General features: G+C 67.7%; 17 protein-coding genes. 12 read left to right on the top strand and 5 right to left on the bottom strand.

Translation table 11 applies throughout. From position 1 onward, the window contains the following. Positions 1–81 precede the first annotated feature (81 nt). Together VV867_RS14535 and VV867_RS14530 are read right to left on the bottom strand one after the other, a co-directional pair. The gene (locus VV867_RS14535; RefSeq protein ID WP_328566773.1) at positions 82–1,236 is read right to left on the bottom strand and encodes an acyl-CoA dehydrogenase family protein; all 1,155 of its coding nucleotides are present in this window, start codon (positions 1,234–1,236) and stop codon (positions 82–84) included. A 59-nt stretch (positions 1,237–1,295) separates the two neighbouring features. Further along, positions 1,296–2,162, bottom strand: a complete 867-nt coding sequence (locus tag VV867_RS14530; RefSeq protein WP_109936852.1) for an IclR family transcriptional regulator — start codon at positions 2,160–2,162, stop codon at positions 1,296–1,298. 243 nt (positions 2,163–2,405) lie between these two features. Here VV867_RS14530 and VV867_RS14525 point away from each other — a divergent pair, with 243 nt between their 5' ends. The 7 genes from VV867_RS14525 (at position 2,406) to VV867_RS14495 (ending at position 10,454) form a co-directional block, all read left to right on the top strand. Continuing rightward, entirely contained in the window at positions 2,406–3,191 is a 786-nt protein-coding gene (locus VV867_RS14525) for an enoyl-CoA hydratase (RefSeq protein ID WP_328566772.1), read from the top strand. 3 nt (positions 3,192–3,194) lie between these two features. Then, positions 3,195–4,724, top strand: a complete 1,530-nt coding sequence (locus tag VV867_RS14520) for a 3-hydroxyacyl-CoA dehydrogenase (protein ID WP_328566771.1) — start codon at positions 3,195–3,197, stop codon at positions 4,722–4,724. 33 nt (positions 4,725–4,757) lie between these two features. Next, on the top strand, positions 4,758–5,960 hold the full coding sequence (locus tag VV867_RS14515) for a 3-oxoadipyl-CoA thiolase (protein ID WP_328566770.1): 1,203 nt from the start codon (positions 4,758–4,760) through the stop codon (positions 5,958–5,960). 22 nt (positions 5,961–5,982) lie between these two features. Further along, positions 5,983–7,221, top strand: a complete 1,239-nt coding sequence (locus tag VV867_RS14510; protein ID WP_328566769.1) for a CaiB/BaiF CoA transferase family protein — start codon at positions 5,983–5,985, stop codon at positions 7,219–7,221. A 226-nt stretch (positions 7,222–7,447) separates the two neighbouring features. Continuing rightward, positions 7,448–8,197, top strand: coding sequence for an electron transfer flavoprotein subunit beta/FixA family protein (locus VV867_RS14505; RefSeq protein ID WP_328566768.1), 750 nt, complete (start codon positions 7,448–7,450; stop codon positions 8,195–8,197). Beyond that, the gene (locus tag VV867_RS14500; RefSeq protein WP_328566767.1) at positions 8,197–9,126 is read left to right on the top strand and encodes an electron transfer flavoprotein subunit alpha/FixB family protein; all 930 of its coding nucleotides are present in this window, start codon (positions 8,197–8,199) and stop codon (positions 9,124–9,126) included. Before VV867_RS14505 ends, VV867_RS14500 begins: the two co-directional genes overlap by 1 nt. 77 nt (positions 9,127–9,203) lie before the next feature. After that, positions 9,204–10,454, top strand: coding sequence for an OprD family porin (locus VV867_RS14495; protein ID WP_328566766.1), 1,251 nt, complete (start codon positions 9,204–9,206; stop codon positions 10,452–10,454). A gap of 72 nt (positions 10,455–10,526) precedes the next feature. Here the strand turns inward: VV867_RS14495 and VV867_RS14490 are convergent, their stop codons facing one another. Both VV867_RS14490 and VV867_RS14485 read right to left on the bottom strand, forming a co-directional pair. Further along, on the bottom strand, positions 10,527–11,060 hold the full coding sequence (locus VV867_RS14490; RefSeq protein ID WP_328566765.1) for a DUF488 domain-containing protein: 534 nt from the start codon (positions 11,058–11,060) through the stop codon (positions 10,527–10,529). Positions 11,061–11,072: 12 nt separating this feature from the next. Next, positions 11,073–11,282: a DUF2945 domain-containing protein gene (locus tag VV867_RS14485; protein WP_089392201.1), complete on the bottom strand. Its 210-nt coding sequence runs from the start codon at positions 11,280–11,282 to the stop codon at positions 11,073–11,075. Positions 11,283–11,530: 248 nt separating this feature from the next. Here VV867_RS14485 and VV867_RS14480 point away from each other — a divergent pair, with 248 nt between their 5' ends. The 4 genes from VV867_RS14480 to VV867_RS14465 are packed head-to-tail and all read left to right on the top strand — an operon-like array spanning position 11,531 to position 14,681. After that, entirely contained in the window at positions 11,531–12,061 is a 531-nt protein-coding gene (locus tag VV867_RS14480) for an iron transporter (RefSeq protein WP_275626879.1), read from the top strand. 59 nt (positions 12,062–12,120) lie between these two features. Continuing rightward, positions 12,121–12,447 (top strand): cupredoxin domain-containing protein, encoded by a 327-nt coding sequence (locus tag VV867_RS14475; RefSeq protein WP_089392323.1) that lies wholly within the window; start codon positions 12,121–12,123, stop codon positions 12,445–12,447. Between the two features lie 12 nt (positions 12,448–12,459). Continuing rightward, positions 12,460–13,311: an FTR1 family iron permease gene (locus VV867_RS14470; RefSeq protein WP_328566764.1), complete on the top strand. Its 852-nt coding sequence runs from the start codon at positions 12,460–12,462 to the stop codon at positions 13,309–13,311. After that, a complete protein-coding gene (locus tag VV867_RS14465) occupies positions 13,308–14,681 on the top strand; it encodes a 4Fe-4S binding protein (RefSeq protein ID WP_328566763.1) in 1,374 nt (457 codons plus the stop codon). The genes VV867_RS14470 and VV867_RS14465 overlap by 4 nt, the downstream gene beginning before the upstream one ends. Before the next feature lie 15 nt (positions 14,682–14,696). On the opposite strand, the gene VV867_RS14460 is transcribed toward VV867_RS14465, so the two are convergent. Continuing rightward, entirely contained in the window at positions 14,697–14,876 is a 180-nt protein-coding gene (locus tag VV867_RS14460) for a hypothetical protein (protein WP_328566762.1), read from the bottom strand. A 154-nt stretch (positions 14,877–15,030) separates the two neighbouring features. Here VV867_RS14460 and VV867_RS14455 point away from each other — a divergent pair, with 154 nt between their 5' ends. After that, positions 15,031–16,308 (top strand): putative porin, encoded by a 1,278-nt coding sequence (locus VV867_RS14455; RefSeq protein ID WP_328566761.1) that lies wholly within the window; start codon positions 15,031–15,033, stop codon positions 16,306–16,308. Positions 16,309–16,697: the final 389 nt, after the last annotated feature.

Below are 16,697 nucleotides of genomic sequence, written 5' to 3'. Positions count from 1 at the left end.
TATTTATTCGTGGGCCGGCGCTTCCGGCCCGTCGGTAAGCCTGCGGCTCGCCGCCCGGCGGGGCAGGGCGGCGAGGGGTCTTCAGTGCGTGGCCTCACGGATCATGTTGCGGGCGATGACCACCTGCTGGATCTGCGTGGTGCCTTCGTAGATGCGGAACAGCCGCACGTCGCGGTAGAAGCGCTCGATGGCGTACTCGCTGACGTAGCCGGCGCCGCCGTGGATCTGCACGCAGCGGTCGGCGACGCGGCCGCACATCTCGGTGGCGAACATCTTCGCGCAGGAGGCCTCGGTGCTGACGTTGCGGCCTTCGTCGCGCTTGCGCGCGGCGTCCAGCACCATGCAGCGGGCGGCGTAGATTTCCGCCTTGCTGTCGGCGAGCATCGCCTGGATCAGCTGGAACTCGGCGATCGGCTTGCCGAACTGCTTGCGCTCCAGGGCGTAGCGCAGGGCGTCGTCGAGCATGCGCTCGGCGGCGCCGACGCTGAGCGCGGCGATGTGCAGGCGGCCCTTGTCGAGTACCTTCATGGCGGTCTTGAAGCCCACGCCCTCGACGCCGCCGATCAGCTGGCTGGCCGGCACGCGCACGTTGTCGAAGATGACGTCGCTGGTGTGTGCGCCCTTCTGGCCCATCTTGTGGTCCGGCTTGCCCAGGGAGATGCCCGGGGTGCCGCGCTCGACGATGAACGCGCTGATGCCGCCGGAGCCCTTGATCTCGGGGTTGGTGCGCGCCATCACGGTGTAGATGCCGGCGTGCGGGGCGTTGGTGATGAAGCGCTTGGTGCCGTTGAGCACGTAGTGGTCGCCGTCGCGCACGGCGCTGGTCTTCAGCGAGGCCGCGTCGGAGCCGGCGTCCGGCTCGGTCAGGCAGAACGAGCTGAGCAGCTCGCCGCTGGCGAGCCTGGGCAGGTAGTGGCTCTTCTGCTCCGGCGTGCCGTCGATCAGGATGCCGATGGAGCCGATGCCGTTGTTGGTGCCGATGTAGGAGCGGAAGGCGGGGGAGGTGCGTCCCAGTTCGAAGGTGATGTTCACCTCTTCTTCCATGGTGACGCCCAGGCCGCCGAATTCCTCGGGGATGGTCAGGCCGAACAGGCCCATCTCGCGCATCTGCTCGATGATGTCCTGGGGAATGGCGTCGGTTTCCGCGACTTCGTTCTCGCGCGGTATCAGCACCTCGTCGACGAACTGGTGGATGGAATCCAGAAGTATCTGCAGCGTCTCTGGGTCTCGGATCATGTGCTCTCCTCAAGGGCCCGCCGGGCGGGCCTGTCTGGCAGGGCACCGTCACCCGAGCATCAGCGAGCGGCGGCACCTATGTTGTTGACCATGTTGATCAGGCGGGGCCCGATGTCGTCCTCGAGCTTCTCGCGTGGCAGCTGGAAGCTCGGGCCGCCGCAGTTGAAGGCCAGCAGCCCGTACTGCGGATGTACCAAGGGCACGGCGACGGAGTTGACGTCGCGGTGCCATTCACCGATCGACAGGCAGTAGCCGTAGTCGGTGAAGTCCCTGAAGGCGCGGTCCAGGCCCTTGCGGATGGCCGGCCAGTGTTCCGGTTCGCGCTCGCGGATGTGGTCGAGCAGGAACTCCCGTTCGTTCTCCGGCATCGCCGCCAGGCACGCGCGGCCCACCGAGCTCACCGCCAGCGGCAGGTAGCTGCCGATCTGCCGGCGCATCGTCATGTTCCCCTGGCCCTGGACCACGTCCAGGTACACCATCTGCAGGCGGTCGCGGGCGGCCATGGCCACCGCCGCCTGGGCGTGGTTGGCCAGTTCCTCCATCAGCGGGTGGGCCACCGCGCGGATCGACAGGTTCGACAGCATCGCGTAGCCGAAGCCCAGCACGCCGACGTCCAGCTGGTACTTGCCCGAGTGCACCTCGCGCTTGAGGCAGCCCAGGCGCATCAGGGTGTTGGTCAGGCGCGTCACGGTCGGCTTGGGCAGGCTGGTCTTGCGCGCCAGGTCCTGGTTGCTCAGCACGTTTTCCCGTGGCGTGAAGCACCGCAGGATTTCCAGGCCGCGAGCCAGGGCCGTGACGAACTGGCCGCTGTTCTCCTCCTCGCTCAGTGCCGTGGCGGGGTCGAACATCCCCCGTTCCAGCAGGCCGATCTCACCTTCGTTTTTCGTCGGCGCAGCCGAATCCAGCTCCGTCTTGTTGCGGCGCATGGTAGAACCCCTTTTCCGAGAAAATCAATAAAATAAAATTCAGTTTCGTCAGACGAAATTATAAAGGGTTTTCCGGTCTGCGTAAAATTGTCGCTGATATATTTATCAACTTATTGTTTTTAAAGGTAAAAATAACTTATCCGAACAGATGCCGTTTACAGCGTCGAGAGAGGATCACTATGATTGATTTGAAATACGGAATGTAGTTTCGTCAGACGAAACAAGACTGAGGCCCGAACGAGCATGAGCACCCAGCACCCCAGCGTGGTCCACCGAACCCTCCAGGCCGATGGCGTGGCGGTGGTCCGCATCGACCGCCCCGAAGCCCGCAACGCCCTCAACGCCGCCGTGCGCCAGCAACTGGCCGAGCACTTCCGCGCGCTGGCCGACGACGGCCAGGTGCGGGCCATCGTCCTGACCGGGGGCGAGGAATGCTTCGTGGCGGGCGCGGACATCCGCGAGTTCGCCCAGGCCAGCCCCATCGAGATGTACCGCCGGCACACCGAGCTGCTGTGGGAGGCCATCGGCCGCTGCCCCAAACCGGTGATCGCGGCGGTGAACGGCTTCGCCCTGGGCGGCGGCTGCGAGCTGGCCATGCACTGCGACATCATCGTCGCCGGCGAGTCGGCCCGCTTCGGCCAGCCGGAGGTGAAGCTCGGCCTGATGCCCGGCGCCGGCGGCACCCAGCGGCTGATCCGCGCGGTGGGCAAGTTCCAGGCCATGCGCCTGGCCCTGACCGGCTGCCTGGTCAAGGCGCCGGAGGCCCTGGCGATGGGCATGGTCAGCGAGGTGGTCGGTGATGCGCAGACCCTGCCGCGTGCCCTGGAACTGGCCGCCGAGATCGCCGCGCTGCCGCCGCTGGCCGTGGCGCAGATCAAGGAAGTGATGCTCGCCGGCGCCGACCTGCCGCTGGACAGCGCGCTGACCCTGGAGCGCAAGGCCTTCCAGCTGCTGTTCGATTCCAGGGACCAGAAGGAGGGCGCCGCCGCCTTCCTCGAAAAACGCCAAGCCAGCTTCCAGGGGGAATGACCCATGACGCGTGACATCCAACGCATGGCCATCGTCGGCACCGGTGTGATGGGTAGCGGCATCGCCCAGATCGCTGCCCAGGCCGGCATCCGGGTGAAACTCTTCGACGCCCGCGAGGGTGCCGCGCAATCGGCGCGCGACAACCTCGGGCGCACCCTCGGCAAGCTGGCGGAGAAGGGCAAGATCAGCGCCGGGGAAGCCGACGCCACCCTGGCCCGCCTGCTGGTCGCGGGCTCCCTGGCCGAGCTGGCCGATTCCGAGCTGGTGGTCGAGGCCATCGTCGAACGCCTGGACGCCAAGCAGGCGCTGCTGGCCGAGCTGGAGGCGGTGGTCGCCGCCGACTGCATCCTGGCGACCAACACCTCGTCGCTGTCGGTCACCAGCATCGCCCGTGGCTGCAAGCACCCCGAGCGGGTGGCGGGCTTCCACTTCTTCAACCCGGTGCCGCTGATGAAGGTGGTCGAGGTGATCGACGGCCTGGCCAGCGACCCGCAGGTGGGCGACCGCCTGCAGGCGCTCGCCGCGCGCATGGGCCACCGCGGCATCCGCGCCAAGGACACCCCCGGCTTCATCATCAACCACGCCGGGCGCGCCTACAGCACCGAGGCGCTGCAGATGCTCAAGGAAGGCATCGCCGAGCCGGCCGACATCGACCGCATCCTGCGCGAGGGCCTGGGCTTCCGCATGGGGCCGCTGGAGCTGTTCGACCTGACCGCGCTGGACGTCTCGCACCCGGTGATCGAGTCCATCTACAACCAGTTCTACCAGGAGCCGCGCTACCGGCCCGCGGCGCTCACCCGGCGGATGCTCGAGGCCGGCTTCGTGGGGCGCAAGGTGGGCCGCGGCTTCTACCGCTACGAGGACGGGCGGATGATCGACCCGCCGGCGCCGCAGCCGGTGCCGCGGGTGGCGGCGCTGCCGCCGGTGTGGCTCGGCGCCGAGAACGACGAGGATCGCCAGCGGCTGGCCGCGCTGCTGGAAAAATTGGGCACGCGCCTGGAGCAGGGCAACGCGCCGAGCAGCGAAGCCCTCTGCCTACTGGCCCCCTACGGCATCGACGCGACCACTGCGAGCCTGCGTTTCGGCACCGACCCGGCGCGCACCCTGTGCATCGACCCGCTGCTCGACCTGCAGCGCCACCGCTGCCTGATGCAGAACCCGGCGACCGCCCCGGCCATGCGCGATGCCGCCCATGCGCTGCTGGCCGCCGATGGCGTGGGCGTCACGCTGATCAACGACAGCGTCGGCTTCGTCGCCCAGCGCGTGCTGGCGCTGATCGTCAACCTGGCCGGCGACATCGTCCAGCAGCGCATCGCCAGCGTCGACGACCTGGACGAGGGCGTGCGCCGCGGCCTGGGCTACCCGCAGGGGCCGCTGGCCTGGGGCGACGGCGTCGGCGCCGCGCGGCTGCTGACGATACTGGAACGCATGACCGACCTGACCGGCGATGCCCGCTACCGCCCCGGCCCCTGGCTGCGCCGCCGCGCCGCGCTGGGGCTGTCGCTGCGCCATGCCGAGCCCGCGCTGGGCTGAGGCCCGGCGCTTACCCGATCCAAGGAGACTTCCATGCTCAACGCCTTTATCTACGCCGGCCTGCGAACCCCCTTCGGCCGCCATGCCGGGGCCCTGGCGCCGGTGCGCCCGGACGACCTGGCGGCCCACGTCATCCGTGAACTGCTCGCCCGCCACGGCGTGCCGGGCGACGCCATCGAGGACGTGATCCTCGGCAACACCAACCAGGCCGGCGAGGACAGCCGCAACGTCGCGCGCCATGCCGCGCTGCTGGCCGGGCTGCCGGTGACGGTGCCGGGCCAGACGGTCAACCGCCTGTGCGCCAGCGGCCTGGCCGCCGTCATCGACGCCGCGCGGGCGGTGACCTGCGGCGAGGGCGAGCTGTTCGTCGCCGGCGGCGTCGAAAGCATGTCCCGCGCGCCCTTCGTCATGGCCAAGGCCGAGGCGGCCTACAGCCGCGACCTGGCGGTGTTCGACAGCACCATAGGCGCGCGCTTCCCGAACCCGCGGATCGTCGCCGAGTTCGGCAACGACAGCATGCCGCAGACCGGCGACAACGTGGCCCGCGAATACGCCATCGGCCGCGAGCAGGCCGACCGCTTCGCCGCGGCGTCCCAGGCGCGCTACGAGGCGGCCCGCCAGGCGGGCTTCTTCGCCGGCGAGATCGTCCCGGTGAGCGTGCCCACCGGGCGCAAGACGCCGCCGAAGGTGATCGAGCAGGACGAGCACCCGCGCCCGGACTCCGACGAAGCGGCGCTGGCGCGCCTGAAGCCGCTGTTCGAGGGCGGCGTGGTCACCGCCGGCAATGCCTCGGGGGTGAACGATGGCGCGGCGGCGTTGCTGATCGGCTCGGCGGCGGCTGGCGAGCGCCATGGGCTCCAGCCGCTGGCGCGGATCCTTTCCGCAGCGGCGGCGGGGGTGGCGCCGCGCATCATGGGCGTCGGCCCGGTCGAGGCGATCAACAAGGCGCTGGCGCGCGCCGGCCTGGGCCTCGCCGACATGGACATCATCGAGATCAACGAGGCCTTCGCCTCCCAGGTGCTGGGCTGCCTGAGCGGCCTGGGCGTGGCCTTCGACGACCCGCGGGTCAACCCCAACGGCGGCGCCATCGCCGTCGGCCACCCGCTGGGGGCTTCCGGCGCGCGGCTGGCGCTGAGCGTGGCGCGACAACTGCAACGCAGTGGTCAACGCTATGCGGTGGTCAGCCTGTGCATCGGCGTGGGCCAGGGGCTCGCCATGGTTATCGAGCGCGTGTGAACGCGCCAGTGAGGATATGAAGATGGGTGCTTTGAGCGGATACCGCGTACTCGACCTCAGCCGCGTCCTGGCCGGCCCCTGGTGCGGCCAGATACTGGCCGACCTGGGCGCGGAGGTGATCAAGATCGAACGGCCCGGCGTGGGCGACGACACTCGCGGCTGGGGCCCGCCCTACATGAAGGCGGCGGACGGCGCGGACAGCCCCGAGGCGTCGTACTACCAGTCGACCAACCGCAACAAGCTGTCGGTGGCGCTGAACCTGGCCACCCCCGAGGGCCAGGCGCTGGTGCGCGCGCTGGCCGGCGAATGCGACGTGCTGATCGAGAACTACAAGGCCGGCTCGCTGGCCAAGTACGGGCTGGACTACGCGAGCCTGTCGCAGCTCAACCCGCGCCTGGTGTACTGCTCCATCACCGGCTTCGGCCAGACCGGGCCGCGTGCCGAGGAGCCCGGCTACGACTTCATTATCCAGGGCATGGGCGGGCTGATGAGCATCACCGGCGAGAAGGACGGGGTGCCCGGCGCCGGCCCGCAGAAGGTCGGCGTGGCGGTGTCCGACGTGATGACCGGGCTGTACTCGGTGGTCGCCATCCAGGCCGCGCTGCTGGCGCGGGAGAAGACCGGCCGCGGCCAGCACTGCGACATGGCCCTGCTGGACGTGCAGGTGGCCATGCTCGGCAACCAGAGCCAGAACTACCTCGCCACCGGCCGCTCGCCGGGGCGGCAGGGCAACGCCCACGTCAACATCGTGCCGTACCAGGTGTTCTCCGGCAGCGACCGGGATTTCATCATCGCCTGCGGCAACGACAGCCAGTTCGTCGCCCTGTGCGAGGCCATCGGCCTGCCCGAGCTGCCCAGGGACCCGCGCTTCGCCCGCAACGCCGACCGCGTGCGCAACCGCGAGGCCATCGTCGGCCAGCTGGCCGAGCACTTCCGCAAGGACAGCGCCGACAACTGGGTGGCCCGCATCCACGCGGTCAAGGTGCCGGTCGGCGTGATCAACGACATCGGCCGCGCCCTGGACGAGCCGCAGGTGCTGGCGCGGGACATGCTGGTGGAGATTCCCCACGCCCTCAACCCCGGCTTCAGGATGGTCGGCAGCCCGCTCAAGCTGTCCGAGACGCCGGTGCAATACCAGCGCCCGGCGCCCATGCTCGGCGAGCACACCGACGAAGTGCTCAGGCGCCGGCTGGGGCTGGACGAGGCGCGCCTGGCCGAGCTCAAGGCCAAGGGCGTGATCGAGCAGCTCGGCGAGGGCTGAGGGCGGCCTGTGACGTGTTCGCGAGCAAGCTCGCTCCTGCAGGGAGATACCTGCTCTTCGTAGGAGCGAGCTTGCTCGCGAACCCATCCCGCTGCCGAGGCCATTCCGGAGCGCCTGTCCGGGGCGCTCCGGGCCCGACCTCGGAGCATCGCGTGACCAAGGTCAGACGGCGGATAACCGCGAACGGTTATTCGCCCTACGCACCTGCAACCAAGAGGAGAATCGAATGAAGGTATTGGTCGCGGTAAAGCGCGTGGTCGATTACAACGTCAAGGTCCGCGTCAAGGCGGACAACTCCGGCATCGACCTCGCCAACGTGAAGATGTCCATGAACCCCTTCTGCGAGATCGCCGTGGAAGAGGCCGTGCGCCTGAAGGAGAAGGGCGTCGCCAGTGAGGTCGTGGTGGTCTCGGTCGGCCCCGGCGCTGCCCAGGAACAGCTGCGCACCGCCCTGGCACTGGGCGCCGACCGCGCCATCCTGGTCGAGAGCAACGAAGAACTGAATTCCCTGGCCATCGCCAAGGCCCTGAAGGCCGTGGTCGACAAAGAGCAGCCGCAGCTGGTCATCCTCGGCAAGCAGGCCATCGACAGCGACAACAACCAGACCGGCCAGATGCTGGCCACGCTGACCGGCTACGCCCAGGGCACCTTCGCCTCCAAGGTCGAAGTGGCTGGCGATCAGGTCAAGGTCACCCGTGAGATTGACGGCGGCCTGCAAACCGTCGCGCTGAGTCTGCCAGCGATCGTCACCACCGACCTGCGCCTGAACGAGCCGCGCTACGCGTCGCTGCCGAACATCATGAAAGCGAAGAAGAAGCCGCTGGACGTGGTGACCCCGGACGCCCTCGGCGTTTCCACCGCTTCCACCGTGAAGACCCTGAAAGTGGAAGCTCCGGCTGCCCGCAGCGCCGGCATCAAGGTCAAGTCCGTGGCTGAACTGGTCGAGAAACTGAAGAACGAGGCGAAGGTGATCTGATGGCTGTTTTGGTTATTGCAGAGCATTCGAATGGCGCGCTGGCTGCCGCCACCCTGAATACCGTCGCTGCCGCGCAGAAGATCGGCGGTGACATCGCCGTGCTGGTCGCCGGCGCGAACGTCGGCGCCGTGGCCGAAGCCGCCGCCAAGATCGCGGGCGTTGCCAGGGTGCTGGTCGCCGACGACGCCGCCTATGCCCACCAGCTGCCGGAGAACATCGCGCCGCTGGTGGTTTCCATCGCCCAGAACTTCAGCCACGTGCTGGCCCCGGCCACCACCAGCGGCAAGAACTACCTGCCGCGCGTGGCCGCGCTGCTGGATGTCGACCAGGTCTCCGAGATCATCGACGTGGTCAGCGCCGACACCTTCAAGCGCCCGATCTACGCCGGCAACGCCATCGCCACCGTGCAGTCCTCGGCGCCGGTCAAGGTCATCACCGTGCGCACCACCGGTTTCGACGCCGTCGCTGCCGAAGGCGGCAACGCGAGCATCGAGGCGCTGGGCGAGGTCTTCGATGCCGACCTTTCGGCGTTCCTCGGTGAACAGCTGGCCAAGTCCGACCGTCCGGAACTGACCGCTGCCAAGATCGTGGTCTCCGGTGGCCGCGGCATGGGCAACGGCGACAACTTCAAGCTCCTCTACGCCCTGGCCGACAAGCTCGGCGCCGCCGTCGGTGCCTCCCGCGCCGCGGTCGACGCCGGCTTCGTGCCCAACGACATGCAGGTCGGCCAGACCGGCAAGATAGTCGCGCCCCAGCTCTACGTAGCGGTGGGCATCTCCGGTGCCATCCAGCACCTGGCGGGCATGAAGGACTCCAAGGTCATCGTCGCCATCAACAAGGACGAGGAGGCGCCGATCTTCCAGGTCGCCGACTACGGCCTGGTGGGCGACCTGTTCGAGCTCGTCCCGGCGCTGGAAAAGGCCGTCTGAGCCCCAGCCCACCCCTTGCCGGGCCGGACACCTCCGGCCCGGCGTTTCGCCAACACCCCTGCAAAGAAACAACAACAATGAAGATTCGCCGTACCCCTGTGCTGGCCCCCGGACTGGCGCTGCTGCCCCTGTTCGCCCATGCCGACTTCCTGGCCGACAGCAAGGCCAGCCTCGAAATGCGCAATTTCTACTTCAACCGCGACTACCGCCAGTCCGGCGCGACGCAGTCCTACTCGGAGGAGTGGGCGCAGGGCTTCCTGCTGCGCTACGAATCCGGCTACACCGAGGGCACCGTCGGCGTGGGCGTCGACGCCCTGGGCCTGCTGGGCCTGAAGCTCGACTCCAGCCCCGACCGCTCCGGCTCCGGCCTGCTGCCGTACTCGGCCAGCGACCGCCGCGCCGCCGACGACTACAGCGACCTGGGCCTGACCGCCAAGCTGCGCCTGTCCCGCAGCACGCTGAAGGTCGGCACCCTGCTGCCCAAGCTGCCGGTGGTGCAGTACAACGACACCCGCCTGCTGCCGCAGACCTTCCAGGGCGCGCTGGTGGAGTCGAAGGAACTCGACGACCTCGACCTGCAGGCCGGCCAGCTGCGCCAGGTCAAGCAGCGCGATTCGTCCAACGCCGAGGACCTCGGCGTCACCCGCGGCAACAAGCGCAACATCAGCGCCGGCAGCCACCTCACCAGCGACCGCTTCAACCTGGCCGGCGGCACCTACCGCTGGAGCGAAAACCTCAGCACCAGCTACCACTACGCCAATCTCGAAGACCTCTACCGCCAGCACTACCTGGCTCTGGTGCACGTCCTGCCGATCGCCGCGGGCCAGTCGCTGAAGTCCGACATCCGCTGGGCGCGCTCCAGCGACGACGGCGGCAGCAACGTCGACAACCGCGCGCTCAATGCGATGTTCACCTACAGGCTGGACAACCACGCCTTCGGCCTGGGCTACCAGCGCATGGCCGGCGACACCGGCTTCGCCTACCTGGCCGGCACCGACCCGTACCTGGTCAACTACGTGCAGATCGGCGACTTCGCCAACAAGGACGAACGCTCCTGGCAACTGCGCTACGACTACAACTTCGCCGCCCTGGGCCTGCCCGGGCTGAGCCTGATGACGCGCTACCTGCGCGGCGACAACATCGACCTGCTCAATGGCCAGGGCGACGGCAAGGAGTGGGAGCGCGACACCGACGTCGGCTACGTGGTGCAGGGCGGGGCGCTGAAGAACCTCGGCTTCAAGGTGCGCAACAGCACCTTCCGCAGCAGCTTCGGCAACGACATGGACGAGACGCGGCTGATCGTCAGCTACAGCCTGCCGCTCTGGTAAGGCGAGGGCGGGCCGGAAGGGCGTCGCGCACCTGGCGCCTCTCTTCCGGTATCCGCCTGCGGCCCGCAGGGCTCAGGCCGCGGGATAGGCGACCGAGCCATCCGCCTGGACGACGGCGCCGGCCGTCAGCCGGGCGGGTTCCAGGCGGCCTTCCGCCATGATGTGGAAGATCGTCTCGCCCCGGGCGATGAGGTAGTCGCTGACGATACGGCGGTGGCACCGCCACCACAGGGCTTCCGCGCACATGATCGCGCAGCGCCGCTGGCGCCCGGCCTCCAGCAGCTGCTCCAGGCCCTGGTGGAACTGCGCCGAGAGCGCGTAGTCGGCGTAGTTGTGGAAGCTGCGGTTGGCCCAGAAGCCATTGACCTGCGCCGGCAGGCCCCGGGCCTTGCCGCGCAGCCCGCCGAGCGCGGCCAGGTGCTCGTAGCCGATGCCGCAGCCCGCCAGCACCGCGGGAAGCGTATCGGCATTGAACTGCGGGTTGCTCGCGGAGCGCGGAACCTTGCGGATGTCCACGACCCGCTCGACGCCGGGCCCGCGCAACAGCTCGACGAACGCCTCCAGGCTGCGGTTGGAATGGCCGATGGTGAAGAACGGAAGCTTCACGCGATGCCCGCGTCACGCCAGGGTGAGGGCGCTGCCCTTGTGCGCCGCGACGTGGTCGGTCCTGTCGCTCTTGATCTCGTACTGCGGCTCGTCTTCCGAGGCGTGATGGCGGTGGCCCTTGTAGTCGAAGTCGCGGGTGTGGATGGCGATGATCGTCCCCGACACCCGGCCGGCCTCGGAATTCCAGCTCACATGGTCGCCAATCTCGAATCGCTTGGTCATCGCCCTGGCTCCTCTTCGATACGGGCGCCGTCCGGGGCCGGGCAGGCCATATCGGGATCGACGCCGCGAAAGTGGAAGTGCTCAGCTTAGCCCAGTTGCCGATACGGGGCGGCAGGCCCTCATGGCCCTGCTGCGCAGGCTTTGCGGATTTACCTCAGGAATTCTTGATACAAATCATTCTCAATGACGTCGATTGGCGCCTAAATGCGGGCTCGTGATTCCCCATCCCCAGAGCCAAGGAGAAGACCATGCGAATCAACCGTGCCGTTCCCGTGATACTGGCGCTCGCCGCCCCGTTCGCGGCGGCCAAGGAATACCCCATCGGCGCCCCGCAGGCCTGCGGCGGGATGGAGATCGGCGCGGTCTACCTGCAGCCGATCGAGATGGACCCGCCAGGGATGATGCGCGCCGCCGCGCAGTCCGACGTGCACCTGGAGGCCGACATCGCCGCCACCGCCGACAACCCCAACGGCTTCCAGGAAGGCAGCTGGATTCCCTACCTGCGGGTGGCCTACGAACTGCGCAAGGACGGCAGCGACCAGGTCCTCAAGGGCGACTTCCACGGCATGGTGGCCAGCGACGGCCCGCACTACGGCGATAACCTCAAGCTGCTCGGGCCAGGCAAGTACCACCTGACCTACACCATCCTGCCGCCGTCGGAAGCCTCCATGTTCGGCCGCCACGTCGACAAGGAAACCGGCGTGGCGCCCTGGTTCAAGGAATGCAAGGTGGAATACGACTTCACCTATGCCGGCATCGGCAAGAAAGGCGGCTACTGATGCGCGGGCCGCGCCCGCTGCGGGTGCGGCGTTCCCTTCCCGAGAGTCGCGAGGCCGTCATGTTGCGCTCGTTCTTCTGCCTGCTGGCATTGTCGTTCGCCGTTGCCGCGAAGGCAGCGCCGCTCCCCACCTATGAGCTGACCATCAGCGATGGCCACTTCACCCCCCGGACCCTGGAAGTGCCCGCCGGGCAGCGCTTCAAGGTCGTGGTGCGCAACGCCGGCAGCGGGCCGGCGGAGTTCGAGAGCACGCCGCTGCGGGTGGAGAAGGTGCTCTCGCCGGGCGTCACCTCCTTCGTGGTGATCCACCCCCTGCGGCCCGGCCGCTATCCCTTCTTCGACGAGTTCCACATGGACCTGCCGCAAGGCGAGATCGTGGCGCACTGACCCGGAGCTAGCATGCTGCAATCCCTGTTCATCGTCTGGCGCGAAAGCGTCGAAGCGCTTCTGGTCGTCGGCATCCTGCATGCCTGGCTCTGCCATCGCCCGGAGCCGGCGCGCGGCCTGCGCATGCTCTGGAGCGGGGTGATGCTGGGCGTGGTGCTGGCCTGCTCGCTGGCCGCGCTCTTCATGCTGGCCGGGGAGTGGCTGGCGGGGCCGTCCGGCGAATGGTTCCAGGCCGCCATGGTGCTCTGCGCCAGCCTGCTGATCCTGCAGATGGTGGTGTGGATGCACCGCCACGGGCGCGGCATGAAGCGCCAGCTGGAGCATGACGCCGAGCGCAGTCTCGCCGAGGACGGCGGCTGGGGCGTGCTGCTGCTGGCGATGCTGGCGGTGGCCCGCGAGGGCAGCGAGACGGTGGTGTTCCTCTACGGCATCGGCGCGCAGCAGGGGGCGGACTGGACCTGGTTCGCGCTGGGCGGCGTGCTCGGCTTCCTGCTGGCGCTGGCCACCTATGCCGTGCTGCAGTGGTCCTCGCGGATACTGACCTGGCGGCGCTTCTTCCGCGTCAGCGAAGTCCTCCTGCTGCTGCTCGGCGGCGCCTTGCTGATGGCGGCGCTGGACCGGGTGGCGGGGCAGGTCATGGCGCTGGACCTGCCCGAATGGTGCTACGGGCTGTTCGGCGACCCGCTGTGGGACACTTCCGCCTGGCTCAGCGACGGCCACGGCCTGGGAGCGGCCCTGGCCGGGTTCGCCGGTTACCGCGCCGCGCCCTCGCTGCTGGCGGTACTGCTGCTGCCGGCCTACTGGGCGCTGGCGAGCTACCTGTGCCGGCGTGGCGAGCACCACGCCGAGGCCCGGCTGGCATGAGCGACGCGCCTTCCCCGCTAGCCCGGCTGGGGGACGGCATGCGCCGGCATGCCGGGCTGATCCGTGCGCTGCAATGGGCCGTGGTGCTGTTCTACGCGGTGCTGCTGGTCGTCCCGGCCTGCCTGGACCTGCCCCCGCCGCAGGCGCGCATGCTGGACAACCTGGCGGTGTTCGCGCAGTTCGTGTTCTGGGGCATCTGGTGGCCCTTCGTGCTGCTGTCGATGCTGCTGTTCGGGCGGCTCTGGTGCGGGCTGTTCTGCCCCGAGGGCGCGCTCAGCGAATGGGCGAGCCGGCACGGCCGCGGGCGCGGCGTGCCGCGCTGGATGCGCTGGGGCGGCTGGCCGTTCGTGGCCTTCTGCCTGACCACCCTGTACGGGCAACTGGTCAGCGTCTACGACTACGCGCTGCCGGCGCTGCTGATCCTCGGCGGCTCGACCCTGGCGGCGATGCTGGTGGGGTTCCTGTACGGGCGCGGCAAGCGCGTCTGGTGCCGCTACCTGTGCCCGGTCAGCGGCGTGTTCAACCTGCTCGCGCGGCTGGCGCCGGTGCACTTCCGCGTCGACGAACAGCGCTGGCTGGCCAATGCCGGGCCGCACCTGCCGACGCCCAACTGCGCCCCGCTGATCGACATCCGCCGCATGACCGGCTGCGCCGACTGCCATTCCTGCGGCCGCTGCAGCGGCCAGCGCGGCGCCGTGGCCCTGAGCCCGCGCTGGCCGAACGAGGAAATCGTCGTCCACGGCCAGCGCACGGAAAGCCCGTGGCCCGTGCGCCTGCTGCTGTTCGGGATGATCGGCCTGGCCATGGGCGCCTTCAACTGGACGCTCAGCCCCTGGTTCATCGCGCTCAAGCAGGCGGGCGCGGAATGGCTGGTGGCGCGGGGCATCGTCTGGCCGCTGGAGGCCAACGCGCCCTGGTGGGTGCTGACGCACTACCCGCAGAACAACGACGCCTTCACCTGGCTCGATGGCGGCGTGCTGGTGGTCTACGTGCTGGCCTGGGCGCTGCTCATGGGCGGCTGGCTGACGGCGGCGCTGCGCCTGGCCGGCCGGGCGGCGGGGCAGGGCCGGGCAGTGCATGCGCACCTGGCCCAGGCGCTGATCCCGCTGGGTGCCTGCGGGCTGTTCCTGGGGCTTTCGGCCACCACCGTGAAACTGCTGCGCTACGAGGGGCTGGCCCTCGGCTGGGTACAGCCGGCACGGGCCCTGCTGCTGGCGGGCGCCTGCGCCTGGACGCTGTGGCTGGGCTGGCGGATCCTCCGCCGCCACGGCGTCTCGCTCTTGCGTCAAACTGGCGCCCTGGCCTGCCTGGCGCTGGCCTGCGTGCCGGTGCTGGGCGGCTGGTGGTTGATGTTCTGGGGTTGGAGCTGAAGGGGCGAGGCCAGTCTATTGAGTGACTCGGAAGAACTTCCATTCGACCAAAATAGAAGGGTTCTTCACTTTTAAAATGCTAGGTATTTCCCGCTCGCCAATATAGCCGCTGCGCGTAAAAACACCCTCGCCAAATAGTATATGAATCCGCAGTTCATAAGGGCTGCAAGGGCTCTTGATGTTCTGCTTGTTCATGTCACGCCTTTGCCTGAAACCATTCTGAAATATTCAAAAAACAAGAATCTGCCCCGGTTTGGGGACAAGGTCTTCGCCTGTGGCGGAGAACTTTGTGGGAACCGAATTAATTGGGTGGCAGTTGCCGCCTTTATCGGATTTCAGGAGATTCTTGATGCGTAGTATTTCTGCACTGGGCGGGATGGGGATTTGTGCCGGGGCATTGCTCGTTCTGAGTGTTCCGGCGCAGGCGGGGGTCGATGCCAGGCTGTTGGAAATGCTCAAGGCCAATGGCTCGATCAGCGCCGCCCAGTACACCGAACTCACGGCCGAACTGGACAAGGAGAACCAGGTCGCCGCGGAACAGGCCAAGGCCAAGAAGGAGCAGATGAGCGCCTTCGAGCAGAGCATCGCCTGGGCCGCCAGGACCCAGGTGAAGGGCGACGTCCGAGTGCGCCAGGAAACCGTGCATGCGCAGAACAGCGGCACCAAGGGGGACCAGAACCGCCAGCGCATCCGCGCTCGGGTCGGCTTCTACAGCCAGATCAACCCGCAGGTGGACACCGGCATCCGCATTGCCACCGGCAGTGGCGACGATGCCCGCTCCACCAACCAGAGCATGGACAACTACTTCGACAAGAAGCAGCTGTGGCTGGACCAGGCCTATATCGACTTCCACCCCGCCGCGGTGAAGAACCTGCACCTGATCGGCGGCAAGATGAACCAGCCGTGGGTCAGCGAAGGCGACGTCATCTGGGACGGCGACATCAACCCCGAAGGCCTTGCCGTCACCTACAAGTATCCGCTGGGTGGCAGTGCCGAACTCTTCGGTAGCGCGGGCTACTTCGACCTGAAGGACAACGTCGATGGCGAAGGTTATGCGTTCCAGCATGACCTGCGCCTGTACAGTGGCCAGTTCGGCACGCGTTTCAGCCCCGTCGACGGCATCAAGGCGACCCTCGGGGCGAGCCTCTACGCGTACGACAACGATGCCGACAGCGCTTGCGGTTCGGCCACCACGACGCCGTGCCAGCTTTCCGCCAATGGCAATACCACCAAGGACTTCCGCCTCTACGAAGGTTTCGGCCAGTTGGACTTCGGCAACCTGCCGGTTCCGCTTTCGCTTTACGGCCAGTATGTGGTCAACCAGGCGGCCGACAGTAATGCGGATACGGCCTGGCTGACCGGTGCAAAGACCAGGCTGGGTGATTTCAGCTTCGACTACAACTATCGCGACGTACAGCGCAACGCGGTGGTCGGCGCCTTTACCGATTCGGACTTCGCCAATGGCTATAGCGCATCCCGCGGCCACAAGTTCAAGGTCGCCTACGATATCGACAAGAACTTCGCCCTGGGCGCCACTTACTTCATGGCCAAGTCGGACGCCGCCAGTGGTACGCGTAACGATGCGGACATCGATACGCTGCAACTGGACCTGGAAGCCAAGTTCTAGGTTTGTTGCGGATTAACAAACCTTTTTCGAAGTATCAGTCAATACCGCGTGTTTCATATATCGAGGGTCGCCCGTTGACTTCATTCAAGCCGCCTTGAGTTCGTGAATGCCGGCTTCGGCCGTCCGATTCATTCCCCTTGGCCGCCACGACGACCCCATGCGTCGTGGCGGCTTTTTCGTGGGGGATCAGAGAGCTTTGTGTAGGAGCGGGCCCTGCCCGCGATTTCGCGCGCAGGGCGTGCTCCTACATGGGAATGGTGTCGGTGGGGTAGCAAGGAGCGAATCTCATCCGCGAACCGCGCCGGAACCTCCGGCTATCGCGGACAAGGTCCGCTCCTACGGGGGAGAAATACCGTGTTTCCCGGCAACCTGTAGGAGCGGGCCCTGCC

It is taken from the genome of Pseudomonas sp. JH-2 (assembly GCF_036231725.1).
GTDB classification, from domain to species: Bacteria; Pseudomonadota; Gammaproteobacteria; order Pseudomonadales; family Pseudomonadaceae; genus Pseudomonas; species Pseudomonas delhiensis.
The sequence above is the reverse complement of the archived record's forward strand: the minus strand, read 5'-3'. Positions and strand labels throughout refer to the sequence as shown.

Coding starts and splice junctions, on each gene's coding strand:
- VV867_RS14510 (WP_328566769.1), top strand. CDS start 5,983: ATGGGTGCTTTGAGCGGATACCGCGTACTCGACCTCAGCCGCGTCCTG.
- VV867_RS14485 (WP_089392201.1), bottom strand. CDS start 11,282: ATGACCAAGCGATTCGAGATTGGCGACCATGTGAGCTGGAATTCCGAG.
- VV867_RS14500 (WP_328566767.1), top strand. CDS start 8,197: ATGGCTGTTTTGGTTATTGCAGAGCATTCGAATGGCGCGCTGGCTGCC.
- VV867_RS14465 (WP_328566763.1), top strand. CDS start 13,308: ATGAGCGACGCGCCTTCCCCGCTAGCCCGGCTGGGGGACGGCATGCGC.
- VV867_RS14470 (WP_328566764.1), top strand. CDS start 12,460: ATGCTGCAATCCCTGTTCATCGTCTGGCGCGAAAGCGTCGAAGCGCTT.
- VV867_RS14480 (WP_275626879.1), top strand. CDS start 11,531: ATGCGAATCAACCGTGCCGTTCCCGTGATACTGGCGCTCGCCGCCCCG.
- VV867_RS14460 (WP_328566762.1), bottom strand. CDS start 14,876: ATGAACAAGCAGAACATCAAGAGCCCTTGCAGCCCTTATGAACTGCGG.
- VV867_RS14520 (WP_328566771.1), top strand. CDS start 3,195: ATGACGCGTGACATCCAACGCATGGCCATCGTCGGCACCGGTGTGATG.
- VV867_RS14505 (WP_328566768.1), top strand. CDS start 7,448: ATGAAGGTATTGGTCGCGGTAAAGCGCGTGGTCGATTACAACGTCAAG.
- VV867_RS14515 (WP_328566770.1), top strand. CDS start 4,758: ATGCTCAACGCCTTTATCTACGCCGGCCTGCGAACCCCCTTCGGCCGC.
- VV867_RS14455 (WP_328566761.1), top strand. CDS start 15,031: ATGCGTAGTATTTCTGCACTGGGCGGGATGGGGATTTGTGCCGGGGCA.
- VV867_RS14535 (WP_328566773.1), bottom strand. CDS start 1,236: ATGATCCGAGACCCAGAGACGCTGCAGATACTTCTGGATTCCATCCAC.
- VV867_RS14475 (WP_089392323.1), top strand. CDS start 12,121: ATGTTGCGCTCGTTCTTCTGCCTGCTGGCATTGTCGTTCGCCGTTGCC.
- VV867_RS14525 (WP_328566772.1), top strand. CDS start 2,406: ATGAGCACCCAGCACCCCAGCGTGGTCCACCGAACCCTCCAGGCCGAT.
- VV867_RS14495 (WP_328566766.1), top strand. CDS start 9,204: ATGAAGATTCGCCGTACCCCTGTGCTGGCCCCCGGACTGGCGCTGCTG.
- VV867_RS14530 (WP_109936852.1), bottom strand. CDS start 2,162: ATGCGCCGCAACAAGACGGAGCTGGATTCGGCTGCGCCGACGAAAAAC.